At 69.0% G+C, this 17,185-nt stretch carries 15 protein-coding genes and 1 pseudogene; 7 read left to right on the top strand and 9 right to left on the bottom strand.

What is annotated here, in order from left to right; genetic code table 11:
* Positions 1 to 166: 166 nt before the first annotated feature.
* Positions 167 to 556 carry an SRPBCC family protein gene (locus tag AX669_RS04075; RefSeq protein ID WP_062256788.1) on the top strand — a complete coding sequence of 130 codons (390 nt, stop codon included), beginning with the start codon at positions 167 to 169 and terminating at the stop codon, positions 554 to 556.
* A 126-nt stretch (positions 557 to 682) separates the two neighbouring features.
* On the opposite strand, the gene AX669_RS04070 is transcribed toward AX669_RS04075, so the two are convergent.
* Entirely contained in the window at positions 683 to 1,756 is a 1,074-nt protein-coding gene (locus tag AX669_RS04070; protein WP_143181242.1) for a hypothetical protein, read from the bottom strand.
* A gap of 204 nt (positions 1,757 to 1,960) precedes the next feature.
* Here AX669_RS04070 and AX669_RS04065 point away from each other — a divergent pair, with 204 nt between their 5' ends.
* Positions 1,961 to 2,965: a MoxR family ATPase gene (locus AX669_RS04065; protein ID WP_006945167.1), complete on the top strand. Its 1,005-nt coding sequence runs from the start codon at positions 1,961 to 1,963 to the stop codon at positions 2,963 to 2,965.
* On the top strand, positions 2,958 to 4,643 hold the full coding sequence (locus AX669_RS04060; RefSeq protein WP_006945025.1) for a VWA domain-containing protein: 1,686 nt from the start codon (positions 2,958 to 2,960) through the stop codon (positions 4,641 to 4,643). Before AX669_RS04065 ends, AX669_RS04060 begins: the two co-directional genes overlap by 8 nt.
* Positions 4,644 to 4,795: 152 nt before the next feature.
* Here AX669_RS04060 and AX669_RS04055 read toward each other — a convergent pair whose 3' ends face one another.
* Genes AX669_RS04055 through AX669_RS04040 form a run of 4 tightly spaced genes read right to left on the bottom strand, consistent with a single transcriptional unit; the run spans position 4,796 to position 8,459 of the window.
* Entirely contained in the window at positions 4,796 to 5,779 is a 984-nt protein-coding gene (locus AX669_RS04055; protein ID WP_038569779.1) for a glycine betaine ABC transporter substrate-binding protein, read from the bottom strand.
* A gap of 4 nt (positions 5,780 to 5,783) precedes the next feature.
* Positions 5,784 to 6,524, bottom strand: coding sequence for an ABC transporter permease (locus tag AX669_RS04050; protein ID WP_006945175.1), 741 nt, complete (start codon positions 6,522 to 6,524; stop codon positions 5,784 to 5,786).
* Positions 6,521 to 7,825, bottom strand: a complete 1,305-nt coding sequence (locus AX669_RS04045) for an ABC transporter ATP-binding protein (RefSeq protein WP_006945041.1) — start codon at positions 7,823 to 7,825, stop codon at positions 6,521 to 6,523. The genes AX669_RS04050 and AX669_RS04045 overlap by 4 nt, the downstream gene beginning before the upstream one ends.
* Positions 7,818 to 8,459: an ABC transporter permease gene (locus tag AX669_RS04040; protein ID WP_038569784.1), complete on the bottom strand. Its 642-nt coding sequence runs from the start codon at positions 8,457 to 8,459 to the stop codon at positions 7,818 to 7,820. Before AX669_RS04040 ends, AX669_RS04045 begins: the two co-directional genes overlap by 8 nt.
* 657 nt (positions 8,460 to 9,116) lie before the next feature.
* Here AX669_RS04040 and AX669_RS04035 point away from each other — a divergent pair.
* Entirely contained in the window at positions 9,117 to 9,410 is a 294-nt protein-coding gene (locus tag AX669_RS04035; protein ID WP_062256786.1) for a GNAT family N-acetyltransferase, read from the top strand.
* An 84-nt stretch (positions 9,411 to 9,494) separates the two neighbouring features.
* Here the strand turns inward: AX669_RS04035 and AX669_RS04030 are convergent, their stop codons facing one another.
* The 3 genes from AX669_RS04030 to AX669_RS04020 form a co-directional block, all read right to left on the bottom strand.
* Positions 9,495 to 10,346 carry a PIG-L deacetylase family protein gene (locus AX669_RS04030; RefSeq protein WP_006945163.1) on the bottom strand — a complete coding sequence of 284 codons (852 nt, stop codon included), beginning with the start codon at positions 10,344 to 10,346 and terminating at the stop codon, positions 9,495 to 9,497.
* A gap of 245 nt (positions 10,347 to 10,591) precedes the next feature.
* Positions 10,592 to 11,161, bottom strand: a complete 570-nt coding sequence (locus tag AX669_RS04025) for an HdeD family acid-resistance protein (RefSeq protein ID WP_082740578.1) — start codon at positions 11,159 to 11,161, stop codon at positions 10,592 to 10,594.
* Positions 11,162 to 11,316: 155 nt separating this feature from the next.
* Positions 11,317 to 14,016, bottom strand: a complete 2,700-nt coding sequence (locus AX669_RS04020) for an excinuclease ABC subunit UvrA (RefSeq protein ID WP_062256782.1) — start codon at positions 14,014 to 14,016, stop codon at positions 11,317 to 11,319.
* A gap of 204 nt (positions 14,017 to 14,220) precedes the next feature.
* Between AX669_RS04020 and AX669_RS14165 the strand changes: the two are divergent.
* Positions 14,221 to 14,421, top strand: a pseudogene (locus tag AX669_RS14165) (hypothetical protein); the annotation flags it as partial.
* 626 nt (positions 14,422 to 15,047) lie between these two features.
* Here the strand turns inward: AX669_RS14165 and AX669_RS04015 are convergent.
* The gene (locus tag AX669_RS04015) at positions 15,048 to 15,311 is read right to left on the bottom strand and encodes a hypothetical protein (RefSeq protein ID WP_136788648.1); all 264 of its coding nucleotides are present in this window, start codon (positions 15,309 to 15,311) and stop codon (positions 15,048 to 15,050) included.
* Between the two features lie 385 nt (positions 15,312 to 15,696).
* On the opposite strand from AX669_RS04015, the gene AX669_RS04010 reads away from it, so the two are divergent.
* Positions 15,697 to 16,110: a DUF3592 domain-containing protein gene (locus tag AX669_RS04010; protein WP_062256775.1), complete on the top strand. Its 414-nt coding sequence runs from the start codon at positions 15,697 to 15,699 to the stop codon at positions 16,108 to 16,110.
* Positions 16,110 to 17,185, top strand: a 1,076-nt coding sequence (locus AX669_RS04005) for an MFS transporter (RefSeq protein ID WP_062256773.1), incomplete at its 3' end; no start/stop codon positions are given. The genes AX669_RS04010 and AX669_RS04005, both read left to right, overlap by 1 nt.

The following is a 17,185-nucleotide window of genomic DNA, read 5'->3' as shown; positions in this document are numbered from 1 at the left end:
CGGAGTCGAGGGTCGCCTGACCCTCACGATGGCGCGTAACTCACAGGTAGGCACGCAACTGCACGCCTGCGCGTGAGTTACGCGCCATCGTGCGTGCTGGGGTCGGCGCGGGGCGCCCGAGGGCTGTGCGCGACCTGGGTTCCGTTGAAACGCCTAGCATTCGGACATGAAGCGCATCGACGTCCATGCTGACGGGCCCGCGAGTGTCGACGCGGCGTGGCACGCCTACGTGCACGTCGATCGGTGGCGTGACTGGTCGCCGCACATGCCGCCGGTCGAGGCGGATGCCGTGGTGATCCGTCCCGGCGCGGAAGGACGGTGGCGTCTCGGGCCGGTGACGGTCGGGCGGTTCGTCATCACCGACGTCGATGCGGTGGCGAGGACGTGGAGCTGGCGCGTCAGCGTCCTGGGGCTGACGACGACGGGCGAGCACCGCGTCGAGGTTCGTCGGGGCGGGTGTCGCTGCCACATGGCGATGGATCTGCCGCCCATCGTCGGGCAGGCCTACCGGCCGCTAGCGTGGTGGGCCCTCCATCGGCTCGCTCGCAGCTCGTGAGGCATCGAGGGACACGAAGGGGGTGTGGAGAAACGCGTCATCCGTGACGCGTTTCTCCACACCCCTGGTGTCTTCTCTTTGCGCCTAGATGCACCCGGGTGCATCTAGGCGCAAAGAGAGAGGACGTCAGACAGCGACGTTCTCCTCGAGTTCCTCCTCGGTCTCGGGGTCGAGCTCGTCGCGCTCGTCCTGATGCGCCTGCTCGGCGTGGCGTCCGACGGGGCTGGACGCAGCTTCCTCGAGCTCACGGGCTCGCGCAACACGTCGCTGTTCGACCGCGCATCCGGCTGCGAGACAGAGCAACCCGACGACCAACCAACCGAACAGGATGGTGAGCGGACCGGCGATCGAGGCGTCCGGGAAGTAGATGATGCGACGCAGCGCCTCGACGAAGCCGGAGCCGATCCAGAAGTCGTGCAGCCAACCGAAGAAGCTCGGCTGCATGACGGGCGCGAACACGCCGCCGGACGAGGTGAAGTTGAGCGCGACGAAGATCGCCGAGTACAGCAGCGTCGCAAACCGTCCGACGATCGGGTGCAGGCCGACACCGACCGTCAGCACGCCGGCTGTGTAGAGCAGCGACAGCGCCCACGTTGCGAGCACGTGCCCACCGAACATGTCGTAACCCCACGCCGCGATCGCGAGTTCGATCGTCGAGATGACGACGGCGGCGCCGGCGGCGAGGGCGATGCGCTGGGCGAATGGGCGGCTCGCAGCCGCCGCGCCGATGGCGATCGACGTGGCGTACGCGGCGACCGTCAGGGCGACGAGGAAGAAGAAACCGTTCTGGCCGGCGGGGTCGTCCTCGGTGAGGGGCGCGACGTCCTTGACGGTCAGCGCATCGTGCTGCTTCTCCGCGACGGGGCGGAACATCTTCTCGACGACGGACTTCGTCGTGTCGGACGCGCCACCGGCGGTGAGCAGTTCGGCCTTGCCGTCACCGGGGACGTAGGCCGCGGAGATCTTCAGGTGCTTCAGCTGATCCGTGGCCTGCTCGGGCGTCGCGATCGTGCGGACGTCCGCCTCGTCGCCGAACGCGTCCTGCACCTTGGCCGCCAGCGGGCCGGCCTGCTGAGCCTGACCGACGACGGCGACGGGCACGTGGTGGGGCGACGGCTTGTGGAAACCACCGAGGTAGGCGGCGCACATGATGAGGCCCATGAGGATTGGAACGATGACGTGCGACAAGATCGTCCTCATCGGGGCCTGCGCGGTTGGCGGATGCGCGGTGGACATCTCTTCCCTTCGTTTAATTAGGTTATCTATATTTAATCGTACACCTGACTGCGAGGTGTGCGCGAGCTGTGGGGCCGGCGTCACATCGAATCGTTCCGAGGGCCTACCCGGTCAAACCGTTCTGCGTTTTCGCCGATCGCGGCCTGAGCCATCCGCGACAATGGCACGGTGACTGCGCACTTCGAATCCGTCGACGACGTCCGCGACCGCCTCGCCGAGGCCGGCTACCTCGCGAGCGACGCCATCGCGACGACCGTCTTCCTCGCTGATGCCCTCGGCAAGCCCCTGCTCGTCGAGGGGCCGGCCGGCGTCGGCAAGACCGAGCTGGCGAAGGCGGTGGCGGCGGCATTGTCCGGCGCGACGGGCACAGACGCCGACCTCGTGAGGCTGCAGTGCTATGAGGGCATCGACGAGGCCCGCGCCCTCTATGAGTGGAACCACGCCAAGCAGCTCCTGCGCATCACCGCCAACACCGCTCTGGCACAGGCGTCTTCGTCGGGCGCGGCCGCGTCCACATCGACCACGAACAGCGCCGCGGACGCTCAGCCGGACGCCTCCAGCCCCGCCGGCTCGCCATCGGGCGGCGCCGCCCACGACTGGGACGAGCTTGCCACCGACATCTTCACCGACGACTTCCTCCTGACGCGTCCGCTGCTGCGCGCCATCCGCAACACGCAGCCGACGGTGCTTCTCATCGACGAACTCGACAAGGCCGACGTCGAGGTCGAGGGCCTCCTGCTCGAGGTGCTGAGCGACTTTCAGGTGACGGTGCCCGAACTCGGCACGATCAGTGCGACGCAGCGACCGTTCGTCGTGCTGACGTCGAACGCCGCCCGCGACCTGTCGGAGGCGCTGCGTCGACGCTGCCTGTTCCTGCACATCGACTACCCGACGCCGGCGCTCGAGCAGCGCATCGTCGAACTCAAGGTGCCGGGTCTCGACGCGGCGCTCGTCGAATCCGTCGTGCGACTCGTGCACCGACTGCGCCAGATGCCACTGCGCAAGGCACCGAGCGTCGCCGAGACCGTCGACTGGGCGCGCACCCTCATCGCCCTCGGAGCCGACGGCACGGGCGATCTCGACGCGACGGTGCTGCGCGCCAACCTCGGCGTGCTGCTCAAGCACCAGGACGACATCGAACGCGCCTCCACGCTGCTCAAGCTCGATGCCTGACGACGCCGTCATCCCCGCCGGCGCGGGTGCGCCGGGCGCCGGGCGGCGAGCTGCGCACTCGGACACCGCGGGCTACGGACCGCGCGCGTCCGTGACGTCATCCGCCGGCCCGGGCATCGCGTCTGCGGGCGTGCTGCAGCGTCGACTCGTGTCGTTGGCGAACGCGTTGCGGCGCCACGGCGTCGTCGTCGGCACGAGCGACGTCATCGACGCGGGGCGCATCGTCACCGCTCTCGGGCTCGACGATCGCGAGCGTCTGCGCGAGGGTCTCGCGTCGGCGTTCATGCGACGCGGCGAGCAGCGGCGCGTGTTCGACGAGTTGTTCGACCTCTACTTTCCCGCCGCCCTGGGCGCGCGCACGCGCCTGACGGACCTCGAAGAGGACGGCGCCGCAGACAAATCCGGTGCTCACCCCGACGGCGAGCCCGAACCCGACTCGCTCGACGCACTCGACGACTTCGACCCCCTGACGGCGGACGCCGCGGCCCTGCGCGAGCGCGCCAGGGCGCTGCAGGAGATCCTCGCGCAGGCTCTCGCCGCTCAGGACGAGCGGGCGTTGAACGCCCTCGCAGCCACCGTCGTCACGGAGTTCGGCGTGCTGCGGCGCGAGGGTGAGAACGGGTTCAGCGCGAACCAGGCGATCGAGCAGTTCCAGCCGAACCTCGCCATCGCGCGCGCATCCGAGCTCATGCAGCAGGGCCCAGAAGCCGGCGGTTCTGACGGCGGCACGGCCGGTGGCAGCTCGGGCGGCGGGGGTGGTGGTAGCGGTCAGGCGATGGGTGCCGATCAAGGGTGGCAGCCGGAGCGCTTCACGCCGCGGCTCGATCGTGACGACGCCCGCGAGCGCGTCGCCGCGTTCCGGCGCCGTGTCGAGACCGAGACGCGGCGACGCAACGCGGAGATCCGTGGTGTCGAACGGCTGGCGGAGCACGCCGTCACGACGCCGCTCGAGCGTCGCGCATTCAGCCAGACGTATGCCGTCGATGCCGCGGAGATGCGGCGCGTCGTCGACCCTCTCGCCCGCAAGCTCGCAGCGCGGATGGCGGCCAAGCGGCGCCGCGCGTCACATGGGCGCATCGACATCCGGCGGACGCTGCGGGCGTCGATGTCGACGGGCGGCGTACCGATCGAGCCGGTGTTCACGCATCACGCGCCGAACCGTTCGGAGCTCGTCATCCTCGCCGACATGTCGAGTTCGGTCGCCGGGTTCAGCCGGTTCACGATCCTGCTCATGCAGGCGATGCAGGCGCAGTTCGCGCGCGTGCGCGTCTTCGGGTTCGTCAACACCGTCGACGAGCTGACCGCGGTCGTCAAGGAGGTCGGGCGCGACGGCGACCTCGTCGAAGCGCTCAAGGGCAACCGGCGCATGACGCGCGGGCACCGCAACAGCGACTACGGCCAGACGTTCGCCGACTTCGTCGAACACCACCTCGACGCGGTGACGCCGCGTGCCACCGTCCTCATCCTCGGCGACGCGCGCACGAACAACACCGACCCGCGCTACGACGCGCTGCGCACCATCGCGCAGCAGGCGAGGCACGCGATGTGGCTCAACCCGGAAGCCGAATCACAGTGGGGCCAGGGCGATTCCGTCGCACACCGATACGCCGCCATCGTCGACATGCACGAGGTACGCACCATCACCGATCTGCGGGAGTTCGTCGCCCGCGCCTTGTGACACCCGTGCCCCTCGAGTGCCGCCACGCCGACGACGTGCCATTACCTGCACGAGAAATGTGCAGCTGCCCCAGGATTGTTCAGCACATTCCTGGGGCAGCTGCACAGAAGTCGGGCAGCTGACGACGCACCATCAGCACCCTCGGCCACGACCTACTCGATGAAGCCCTCGCTCTTCAACCACTCCTCGGCGACCTTGCCGGGATCTTTGCCCTCGACGTCGACGCGGGCGTTGAGATCGATGAGGGTGTCGTTGTCGAGCTTCTTCACGACCGGTTCGAGGATCTGCGCGATCTGCGGATACGTGTCGTAGATCGTCGTCTTGACCACGGGCGAGACGTTGTAGTTGGGGAAGAAGTGCTTGCTGTCGCTCATGACGTCGAGGTGGAGACTCTTGATCCGCCCGTCCGTCGTGAAGACCTCACCCAAGTTGCAGACCTTCTGGTCGATCGCCGAGTAGATGGCGCCGGTGTCCATCTTGCGGATGTTGCCGGTCGGCACGTCCTTGCCGTACGTCATCCCGTACGCCTTGAGCATGGGTTGGAAGCCGTCGTTGCGGTTCGCGAACTCCGACTCGATGCAGAACGTGCGCTCGCCGACAGGCACCTTCTTGAGATCCGACAGATCCTTGAGCCCGTACTTCTTCGCGAAGTCCTGACGCATGCCCAGGCTGTACGTGTTGTTCATGGGCGCAGGTTCCAGCCAGGTGAACCCGTTCTTGGCGTCCTCCGCCTTCACGGCCTCGTACTGCTTGCGCGAATCAGCGATGGGGTCGGTCTTGCCCATGTAGGTGATCCACGCCGTGCCCGTGTACTCCATGATGAGCTGCACCTGCCCCGTCAGCTGCGCCTGGCGCGAGGCCGCAGAACCGGGGATGGCGGTGAAGTCTTTCACCTTCGCGCCGCCCGACTGCAGCATGATGACCGCGATCTTGCCGAGGATCTGCTGCTCGGTGAAGTCCTTGGAACCGACCGCGATGTCGAGCCCGTCGAGCTTCTTCACCGAGGCCAGGGGGCCCGCGAGCTTGGCACTCGTCGTCAGCCCGCCCGAGGTGCCGAGGCCGCAGGAACTCAGCGTCACGGCCGTCGTGACGGCGACGACGGCGCCCGTCGCTCGCCTCATTCGCTGGCGTGTCATCCGATCACATTCCCTTCGGCGTGAGCAGGGCTTCGAGCAGGCGCCCGGCCCATTCGAACGCGAGGGCGAGCAGCGCGATGAGGATGCCGCCGCTGACGAGCACGGGGTAGCGGAACAGCTTGATGCCGGTCGTGATGAGCTCGCCCAGGCCACCGGCGTTGATGAAGGCCGCGAACGAGGCCGTGCCCGCGACGAGCACGAGCGCGGTGCGCACGCCGGCCATGATGATGGGCGCAGCCAGGGGCATCTCGATGCGCAGGAGCGTCGCCATCTGGCTCATGCCCATGCCGCGTGCGGCTTCGACGAGCGTCTGGTCGACCTGCTGCAACCCCACCATGGTGTTGCGCAGCACCGGCAGGAACGCGTAGATCGCGAGCGCCAGCACCGCCGTCCAGAAGTCGAACGCGATCCACATCGCGAGCAGCACGATGAGGCCGATGACGGGCGTCGCCTGTCCCGCGTTCGCGATGGCGATGACGGGGCCGGAGAATCGCCGGAATCTCGGACGCGTCAGCAGCACTCCCAGCGGGATGGCGGTGACGAGCACCGCGACGGCAGCGGCCGCCGTCACCTTGAGGTGTTGCCAGAACAGGGTGCCGAGCAGGCTCCACTCGAGCTGGCGGGCCTCGATGTCGTCGAGGTCGGCGTTGAGGCGCCAGATCACCCAGCCACCGCCGACGAGCAGGATGAGGATGGGCAGGCCGACGATCATGCCGAACCGCTCACGCCCCAGGCGCTTCCTCATCGCTGCTCCCCCTCGTCGGCCTGAGCGTCGAAGTCCGTGGTCGAGGAGGTGTTGGCGACGACCGTCGAGCTCGCGTCAGCCTCTCCGTCGACGCGTTCGCTGAGTGCGGCCGCCTGCTCCTGCACCTGACGGATGTGCTCCATCACCTGCTGGAACGACGCGACGCCGCGGTACTCGCCGCGCCCGCCGGTGACGACGACGGCGCCGTGGCTCGAGGTGAGCATCGCGTCGAGGGCGTCGTTGAGGGTGGCACGCGAGTCGACGGTGATGAGGTTGACCCCACGGTTCTCGACCCGGGTGCCGCGCATCCGCTCGACGTTGATGAAGTCGACCGGGCGTCCGCGTTCGTCGAGCACGACGACGTTGGGGGAACCGCCACGCTGGGCGGCCTCGCGCGCCTCGGACGCGTCGGCTCCGACGGTGACGGTACCCAGCTGCGTCGCGCCGATCTCGTCGAGGCGTGTCAGCTGCAGCGACTTCAGCGCCGAACCCGAGCCGACGAAGTCCTCGACGAACTCGTTGGCCGGCGCCGCGAGGATGTTCTCGGGGGTGTCGTACTGCTCGATCCGCCCGCCCTCGGAGAGGATGAGGATGCGGTCGCCCAGCTTCAGTGCCTCGTCGATGTCGTGCGTGACGCAGATGATCGTCTTGCTCAGCTGGCGCTGGATGCTGAGCATCTCGTCCTGCAACCGCTGCCGGGTGATCGGGTCGACGGCGCCGAACGGCTCGTCCATGAGGATGACGGGTGGGTCGGCCGCCAGGCCACGGGCCACGCCGACGCGCTGCTGCTGCCCGCCCGACAGCTCGCGGGGGTAGCGGTCGCGGTAGCGCGCAGGGTCGAGACCGACCATGTCGAGCAGTTCGTCCGTGCGCGCGGCGATGCGCTTCTTGTCCCACTTGAGCAGCCCCGGCACGACGCCCACGTTGTCGGCGACGGTGAGGTGCGGGAACAGCGAGCCACCCTGGATGACGTAGCCGATCTTGCGGCGCAGGTCGTCGACCTTGTGGTTCTTGACGTCGTCACCGTCGATCGTGATGCGACCACTCGTCGGGTTGATGAGCCGGTTGATCATCTTGAGCGACGTCGTCTTGCCGCAGCCGGAGGGGCCGACGAACATGACCATCTCGCCGGCGGGGACGGTAAGGCTGAGGCCGCCGACGGCCGCCTTCGCCTGGCCCGGGTACTTCTTGACGACGTCGTCGAAGACGATCTCGGCGCCCGTGACGTCATGGCTGGCGGGCTGCTCGTTGACGGTCTCGGTGACGGGAGCGTCGTGGTCGGTGCGGAACAGATCAGGCACGGATACCCCTGGGAATCGTCAGTCGGCCGATGCCGACGAGAATGAGGTCGAGCACGAGGGCGAGGATGACGATGCCGATCGTGCCGACGAGGGCGAAGTTGATGGCGTTGACGCCACCGTTCTGAGACAGGCCGGTGAAGATGTAGCCGCCGAGACCTGGGCCGAGGGCGTAGGCGGCGATGGCCGCGACGCCGAACGACATCTGCGTCGAGGTGCGCACCCCCGCGAGGATGACGGGCCACGCGAGTGGCAGACGCACCTTGAGCAGCGTCGCCACCTTGCTCATGCCCATGCCGCGCGCGGACTCGAGCAGGTTCGCGTCGACAGCCTGCAGACCGACGACGGCGTTGCGCAGGATCGGTAGGACGGCGTAGAAGGTGACGGCGATGACCGACGGCACCGCACCGATGCCGACGAGCGGCAGCAGGATGCCGAGCAGCGCGAACGACGGCAACGTCAGGCCGATCGCCGAGAAGATGTTCGCGAAGCTCTCGAGCTTCTTGTTGCGGATGACGATGACGGCCAGGACGAGCGCGATGATCGTCGCGAGCAGCACGGATTGCACGACGAGCGACGTGTGCTGGTAGCTGCGGTAGGCGATGTCCTCCCACCGGTCGGCGATGAAATCCCACACAGGCCTCACCCTCCCTTCCTTGACGGTGACGCAGAGCGTCCTGGGCCGCCGTCATGGGCTGGAGAAGCCACACCCAGGCGGGCTGGATCGCCCGGATCACGCGGGCTGCAGTTCGCTTCAGCCTATGGGCAACCTCGGAAACACGAGCCGTTCGACGGCATTGTCAGGGTTGGACCGCGCCTCTTGACGCCGCCTCGACGCGTCGCCGTGCCGTGTGCTGACGGCGAATGCGGGGCGCAGGTAACGAATAGCTCACGATGCGCTGAATACGGCGAATCACCGTGCCGCCGGCGCGATCGGGCGGCGACACGGCTGTGCCTCGGCGCTGACCGATCGCTGCCTCTTCGACCCGATCCGGCGGTAGCGGCTTCGCGTTGACGGGTCCACGCCGCGTCACGAGACTGGGCGTCATGACTGTTCTCCCTGCCGGTGACCTTCCGTGGCAGACCTACCGCGACGTGCGGCTGCGGGCGTTGTCGACGAACCCAGAGGCTTTCGGGTCGACGTTCGCCCGTGAGAGCGAGTTCAGCGAGCAGGTCTGGGCCGAGCGCGCGATGAGCCCCGGCACGTACCTGTGGGTGCCGGACGCGGGTGAGCCGGAGGCGTCGAGTCAGGTCGCGCCGCGCGCCGAGGCTGATCGGCCTACGACCGGGCCAGGTGTACTTCGACGACCCGGCCGTCGTCGGCGCACTGGGGTACGAGGCACTCGAGATCGCGTTCCTCGTGCAGATGTGGGTGGAGCCGGCGCGCCGCGGCACCGGCGTGTTCGACGCGCTCGTCGACGCCGTCATCAGCGATGCGCGCCAGCAAGGGCTGCGCGCCATCGGGCTGCACGCCTACCGCGCCAACGAGCGCGCGGCTGCCGCGTACCGGCGTCGCGGGTTCCGGCTCGTCGAGAACCCGACAGCCGAGTGCCCGGCCGACGAGGCCGAGTACCTGCTCCCTCTATGACCCGCTGGAATCCTCCGGCCCCCAGCGGCCGCGCCCGTCCCATCCGCGATTCTTGGTTACTTCTGCGATGCAGGGAGCGGGGGCTCAGAAGAACCAGCCCTCCGGCAGCGGCTCGCCGTCGGGGCGCGCGCCGTGGGCGTGGCCGTCGAGCGGCGGGATGCCTGACGCCTCCATCGCCGCGACGTCAACGTAGTGCTCCCGCCCGAACGCGAGCGGGAAGACCTCGTCAGGCATCTCGAGGATGCCGCGCGCGTCCGACTGCGAGGCGTGCGCTGCGAGCGCCGCGCGCTTGTTCTCGAGCCAGGGCGTGACGTCGACGTAGAACGAGATCTCGCGCTCGGGCAGGCCGAGCGGGTTGCCGTCGTCCATGGGCTGATCGGGGTTGAACCCCTCCCCCTCGGGGTAGACGCCCGCCTCGACGGCCTTGCGATACATGACGCGCATGCGATCGCGGTTCATCGTCGATTCGAAAAGCCTCGGCGTCTCGCGCGTCAGCTCGAGCGCCCGGTGCATCACCGGGTGCACCTTGACGTGGTCGGGGTGGCCGTACCCGCCATGCCAGTCGTAACCGACGACGACGTCGGGGGCCTCTTCGTCGAGGATGTCGGCGAGCCGCTGGCCCGCTTCGGTGAGGTCGGCGCCGTGGAACGCCTTCTCGCCGGCGTTCTGCTCCCACCCCGTCATGCCGGAGTCGGCGTAGTCGAGCCACGCGACGCGCGCCGTGCCGAGCACCTGCGCCGACCCGGCGGCCTCGGTGCGTCGTCGATCGACGACGCTCTCGCCGGGCGCGAGGTCGTCGGGGGCATCCCCGTGATCACCGTTGGTCGCATACACGACGACGACACGATGTCCCTCGGAAACGGCTCGCGCCATCGCCCCCGAGGTCTGGCTCGCTTCGTCATCAGGGTGGGCGTGGAAGAAGAGAATCGTCGACACGCCCCATAGTTTCCGCCATCCGGCGGCATCAACCGCAATCGTGACCGGCGCGCGAGGACGATCTGTGGCCGCGGCGACCCGCGATCCCGGCCTGCGTGCACTCCACGAGTCGGCGCTGCGACGATCGAGGGCGTGCCTACCGGGCGGCCGTCTGCGTCACGTGACCAGCCACCGCACCCGCCGGGAACACGCCGGAGCCCCCCGGCTCGTGCGCCGGGGGGCTCTCGCGTCGAGGACGAGGCTCGTCAGAGGGAGCGTGCGCGGCGACGCAGCTGCATCGCGCGGATGATCTCGACGATGCCGGTGACGAGCAGGAACACACCCGCGATCCAGACGAGGGTCGCCATGGACGAGATGGGCGAGGCGACGAGCACGATGCCCGCGAGAATGCCGATGACGCTGGAGACGATGACCCACCCGCGGCCCTGGCCCTTCGTCGAAAGGCCGCGGGCGAGCATCGTCATCGAGTTCATGATCCAGCCGATGCCGATCCACAGCCCGAGCAGAGTGACGGAGTGCGTCTCGCTGCGGAAGCAGAGCAGACCGAGCACGACCGACAACGCGGACACGAGCAAGGATGCAGCGCGCACGAACCCCGGCATCGGCACCGCCAACCCGACGAACAGCCCCATGAGGCCGCTCAGCAGCAGAAAGATGCCGAACAGCACACCGATGACGACGGTGGTCGGCCCCGGCCAGATCAGGGCGATCAGACCGACGATGATGCTCACCGCGCCGACGCCAGCGATCGCCTTCCACGCGTGCGTGGCGAGACGATACAGCGGTGTCTCGACGATGGTGCCTTCGAGGCTCATAGTAACTCCTTCGCGACGGGTGGGTCACGAGAAAGCGCTCGGTGTGTGCCTCCCGCCCCACATCCCGATTGTCCCACAAGCTCATGGGCGAACCCTGGAAGCAGGACATGCCCTACAGACTCACCCGGCCCAGGCCATAGCTCGCGGCCGAGCTGTCACTGCAGGACTTTCTCGATCACCTCACGCAAGTAGGGCGCCGTCGCGCTGTTGTCGTCTGCCGCGACGTCGGCCGGCGACCCCGCGACGACGACGCGGCCGCCGTCCTTGCCCGCGCCCGGCCCCAGATCGATGACGTGGTCGGCCTGCGCGACCATGCGCATGTCGAGCTCGGCCATGACGACGGTGTTGCCCGCGTCGGTGAGGCCCTGCAGGTGGCGCATGAGGCGGTCGCTGTCAGCCGGGTGCAGGCCGGCCGTCGGCTCGTCGAGGACGTAGAGCGTGTCTCCGCGCGAGGCGCGCTGCAGTTCGGAGGCTAGCTTGACGCGCTGCGCCTCACCACCGGACAGCTCGGTGGCGGGCTGCCCCAGCCGCAGGTAGCCGAGGCCGACGTCGCGCAGCACCGCGAGGCTGTGATGGATCGAGCCTTCACCGTCGAAGAACGCGTGCGCCTCGTCGACGCTCATCGCGAGCACGTCGGCGACGGAGCGTTCGTGCCACGTCACCTCGAGCGTGCTCGCCTCGTACCGCGTGCCGTGGCAGTCGGGGCACGGCGTGTAGATGCTCGGCAGGAACAGCAGCTCGACCATGACGCTGCCCTCCCCCTCGCACGTCGGGCAACGACCGCCGGGCACGTTGAACGAGAATCGACCCGCCGTGTAGCCGCGGCGCTTCGCCTCGTCGGTCGCCGCGTAGAGCTTGCGGACGTGGTCGAACAGGCCCGTGTAGGTGGCCACGTTCGAGCGCGGCGTGCGTCCGATCGGTTTCTGGTCGATGACGACGACGCGGCGCACGCCCGGGGGCGCCTCGGTGACGCGTCCGCGAATGTCATCGACGTCGTCGCCGAGCAGCAGATCGGTCTCGGGGTCACCCGTCAGCTCGGGTTCGGGAGCGCCGCCGCTGCCGAGGTGCTCGCGCAGCAGCGCAGGCACCGCCTGGCTGACGAGGCTCGACTTGCCCGAGCCGGAGATACCCGTGACAGCGCTCAGGCATCCGACGGGGAAGCTGACGTCGAGGCCCTGCAGGTTGTTGCGCGTCACGTCCGCGAACGCCAGCCAGCCTTGCGGCTCGCGGGGCGAGCGCCGCGAAGAGGCGCCGGGGGCGTCGTCGTCGCGGGGAAACAGGTAGCGGCGGGTCTCGGACTCGGCGACGTCAGCGAGCCCGGACGGCGTGCCGCTGTAGAGCACTCGGCCGCCCTGCTCCCCGGCTCCGGGGCCGATGTCGACGAGCCAGTCGGCTTCGTGGATGACGGTGAGCGAGTGCTCGACGACGAACACGCTGTTGCCGCGCTCCTTCAGCCCGTGCAGGATGCCGATGAGCGCGTCGAGGTCGCGCGGGTGCAGCCCGGCAGACGGCTCGTCCAGCACGTAGACGACACCGAACAGCTTCGACGACAGCTGCGTTGCGAGGCGCAGGCGCTGACGTTCGCCGCCGGAGAGCGTCGGCGTCGTGCGATCGAGCGAGAGGTAGCCCAGGCCGAGGTCGATCATCGGTTGCAGGCGCGTGACGAGGTCGGCTGCGAGACGTTGCGCTGCCGCGCGCTTCTCGACCGAAAGATTTGGCGTGCGCCGCACGTCGGGCGCGGCATCGTGCGATGCTCCGCCACCTGCCACGCGAGCCTGCGTCGACGCTTCCCGAGCTTCGGCGTCGTGCACGTGATCGTCCTGGTGCGCGGCCTCGGCCGGGCTCCAGTCGTCAGCGGTGACGGCGCGCGCGATCTCGGCGAGGCGCTCGAGCGGCAGGTGCGAGAAGGCGGCGATGTCGAGCCCCTCGAACGTCACGGACAGCGCTTCGGGCTTGATCTTGGCGCCGTGGCAGGTGCCGCACAGCTCGCTCGTCAGGTAGCGCGAGGCGCGCTTCTTCGTCGTGGCGCTCTTGGCGTTGGCGAAGGTGTCGAGCACGTAGCGTCGCGCTCCGATGAAGGTGCCCTGATAGCTCGGCTCCATGCCCTGCTTCTGCGCACGCCTCGTCTGCTTCGGCGTCAGGCCCGCGTACACGCCGACGCTGGGGCGCTCCTCGGTGAACAGGATCCAGTCGCGATCCTTCTTCGGCAGGTCCTTCCAGGGCGTGTCGACGTCGTAGCCGAGCGCGACGAGGATGTCGCGCTGGTTCTGCCCCGCCCACGCGACGGGCCAGGACGCGACGGCGCGCTCGCGGATCGTCAGCGACGGATCCGGCACCATGCTCTTCTCGGTGACCTCGTAGACACGGCCGATGCCGTGGCACGTCGGGCAGGCCCCTTGGACGGTGTTCGACGAGAAATCCTCGGCGTAGAGCATCGCCTGCCCCGGCGGATACCACCCGGCGCGCGAGTAGAGCATGCGCACAAGGCTCGACAATGTCGTCACCGTCGCGACATCGGAGCGCGCGCCGCCCCCACCGCGCTGTTGCTGCAGTGCGACGGCCGGCGGCAGGCCTTCGACGACGTCGACGTCCGGCACGCCCGCCTGATCGATGAGGCGCCGCGCGTACGGCGCGACGGATTCGAGGTAGCGCCGCTGCGACTCGGCGAACAACGTGCCGAACGCCAGCGACGACTTGCCCGAACCGGACACACCGGTGAACACGACGATCGAATCGCGCGGCAGGTCGAGCGCCACGTCCTTGAGGTTGTTCTGCCGCGCGCCGCGGACGACGACGCCGTCACGCCACGCGCTCGGCTCCGCCTGATCGAGTGTTGATGCCTGCTCCTCATTCACGCCTGCGACGTTACCCGCCGGCGGCGACAACCCCGGAGTTCCGCGGAATCTCGAGACGCCGACACCCGGTTGTCGGAGGTCGGTGCCAGACTGCGAGCTTGACCGACATCACACCCTGCATCTGGCTCGACGACACGGCGGAACCGGCCGCCGAGCTCTAGCTCTCCTTGTTCCCGAACTCGCGGCGCGTCGACACCGTCCGCCATCCCGACGACCCGAAAACCCTGGGCCCAACGCCTCTCGCGCCGGGCGGGTGATGCTCGAGCAGGTCGAGCTCGACGTCCATCCGTTCACCCTGCTCAACGGCGGCCCGGTCTTTCCACAGACGGAGGCCTCAGCTTCCAGGTTTCCTGCGCCGGACAGGACGAGGTTGATCACTACTGGAACGGCCTGGCGGCAAACGGTGGCTCCGAGAGCCCGTGCGGCTGGTGCAAGGATCCGTTCGGCGTCAGTTGGCAGATCATTCCGCGCCGTTTCACCGAGTTGATGCAGACGCCCGACCCCGACGTCGTCGCACGCGTCTCTCAGGCGATGTTCTCGATGACGAAAATGGTCGTCGCCGGCCTCGAAACGGCGGCCGCCGGCTGAGCGGGGCAGGCACGACGAAGGCCCCCACCGCGGTGAGGGCCTTCGCTCGAGAGCTTTGGATCCCCCGACCGCCTGGTGCTCTGGGGTCATCAGGTTGCCGGGGGCTTCACCCATTGTTACCCAGGACTTAACCTCGCAACAGTCTTGGGGGCGAAATTTCTGCGAAATGTGAGCGGTGAGACACCGGCCAGGGCCGTGGGGAGGGGGAGGTGGCCCTAGCCGGTGTCGTGGGCGAGCGGTCGTCCATCCGCTCGCGATTCGCGCCGACGACGAGGAGATGGACGTCGATCGGTCACGAGGTTCCTGCGATCCGGCGTGGTGGCGCCCCGGTGCGCGCCGAACACCACGAACGTCGCGCGGCGTGTGGGGCGCTCATCTCGGCGTCACGATCTGCGTGACTCACCGGTGCAGGAGGTCTGTGGGGTCGGCGGGGTCGGGCCCCGTCAGGAGGCGACGATCTTGCCGTTGCGGATGACGTAGGCGGCGCGGCGGTCGAGTTCGAGACTCGTCGCGGCGTTCGTCGTCGACGTCACGGTGCTCGCGTGCCGGACGCCCGTCGCGACGCCCGCGGCGGAGGCGTCGGCGGCGCTCAGTGTGCCGATGCCCATGAAGGCGACGGCGGAGCTGACGGCGATGCCGCGTCCGAGCGACTTGAGGGAGCCGAAGATCGAGGTGGACTGTTGGCTGGTGTGCTTCGTGGTGTTCATGACGTTCACTCAACGCCCGGTGTCTATGGGCTTTCTGTGACGCTCTTGTGGCGTACCTACGGGCGTCGCAGACCGCCCGCGACTCAGCCATGGCCTACGACGCGCGCACGATTCGACCACGATCATCGGGCAGGAGATAGGCGTCCCCGCGACTCGGAGGGCGAATCAGGCAGAACGGAGAGCGCAGGCCCATGGCGGCAGAGCAGAGGCGCAGCGTCGCCGGGCGCACGCGGGCCAACCGCCCGGCCTCGTGAACCGTCCAACGCTCAGCCCTGCTCCGGGGAAGCAGTGCGATCGGCCCCGCCGCCTCAGCGCTCGACCCCACGAAGGCCTCCCGAGACAGCCGGCAGCTCTCTACCGTCATGAACCACGTAGGCTCGCCCTCGTGAAGAGCGAATTTGCCACCATCGCCGCCGGCGTCGTCATGCTCGTGTTCGGGCTCGCTCTCGTCGCGGCGCTGGGCAAGGGCATCGCCGGGGCGATTCGTCGTCGCAGCTGGCCCCTCGTCGACGGTCATGTGCGTCTCGGCACCGGCAAGGACGGGCGCGAGAACTCGCTCGCACGCATCCGCTACACCGCGCCCGACGGCAGCCGTCAGCTCCTCGAGACCCCGACGGGTGGCATGAGCACGAACGGCCGCGACGGCCAGACGCTGCCGCTGCTCGTCGACCCGCACGACCCGGCGCACGCCGTGCCGAAGGCGTCGGGCGGCACCCTCGCGACGATGGGGTGCTTCGCCGCGATCAGCCTCTTCTTCGCCGTGTTCGGCGCGTTCGCCATCATCACCGTCCTCACCTGATGACGGGCACGCAGGCGCCCCCTGCCACCTCGCCAACGGACGACCAGCTACGCGCGACGCGCCTGTTCCTGCTCGCCGCAGGCCTGTTCGTGTTCCTCACCGCCGAGATGTACCCCGTCGGCGCGATGCCCGACATGACGCGCGACCTCGGCGAGAGCGACGCCGCCGTCGGACGCCTCGTGACCTGGTACGCGGTCGGTGTCGGCGTCGCCGCCATCCCGCTCGTCATGCTGACGCGACGTATGCCGCGCCGCCGCGTCATCGTCGCGTGCCTGCTCGCCCTGTTCGTCTCGATGGCGATGGCGGCGCTCGCGCCGAACCTGCTCGTCGTGACGATCGCGCGCTTCATCGGCGCCGCCGCGCATGGCGCGATCTTCGCGGTCGTGCCCGTGGCCGCGGCGAGTCTCGCGCGCCGGGGCGCCGAGGCGAAATCAGTCGCGAGCGCCTTTCTCGGCGCGAGTGTCGGCGTCGTCGCGGGGCCGCCGTTCGTCGCCGCCGTCAGCGACCATCTGGGGTGGCGCGTCGCGAGCGGCATCATCGCGGCCATCGCGCTCGGCGTCGCGATCGCGAGCCAGCTGAAGCTGCCGCCCCTCGAACCGGAGGCGCCCGGCGAGTTCTCGCTGCGCCTGCCGCGCGCCATGGCGGGGCCGTTCTTCACGCTGTGCGCCGTCGTCGCGGTCGTCGTGACGGCGCACAACGCGGCGTGGGCGTTCATCGCGCCGATCCTGGCGGCGAAGGGCATCTCGGGCACCGCGTTCGCCGTCGAACTGTTCGTCTACGGCGTTGCCGGCGCGCTGACCACGGCGTACGCGAGCCGACACCTCGACGCGCATCCGACGCGCGTCACGATGCTCGCCCTCGGCTGCATGGTCGTCGCGCTGCTCGCGCTGACGTTCTCGCCTGCCGCCGCGGTCGCCGCCTTCGCCGCAGCTGCCTGGGGTGGTGCGTTCGGTGTGCTGCCGGTCGCGTTCCAGACGCGTGCGCTGTCGATGACGCCGGGTTTCACGGACGCGTCGACGCCGATCTACGTCGTCGCGTTCCAGGTCGGCATCAGCCTCGGCGCGCTCGTCGGCAG

Source organism: Dermacoccus sp. CCH2-D9, from assembly GCF_001556795.1.
Lineage (GTDB): Bacteria > Actinomycetota > Actinomycetes > Actinomycetales > Dermatophilaceae > Dermacoccus > Dermacoccus nishinomiyaensis.
Note: the sequence above shows the minus strand (reverse complement) of the source record. Positions and strands in the feature narration are given on the sequence as shown.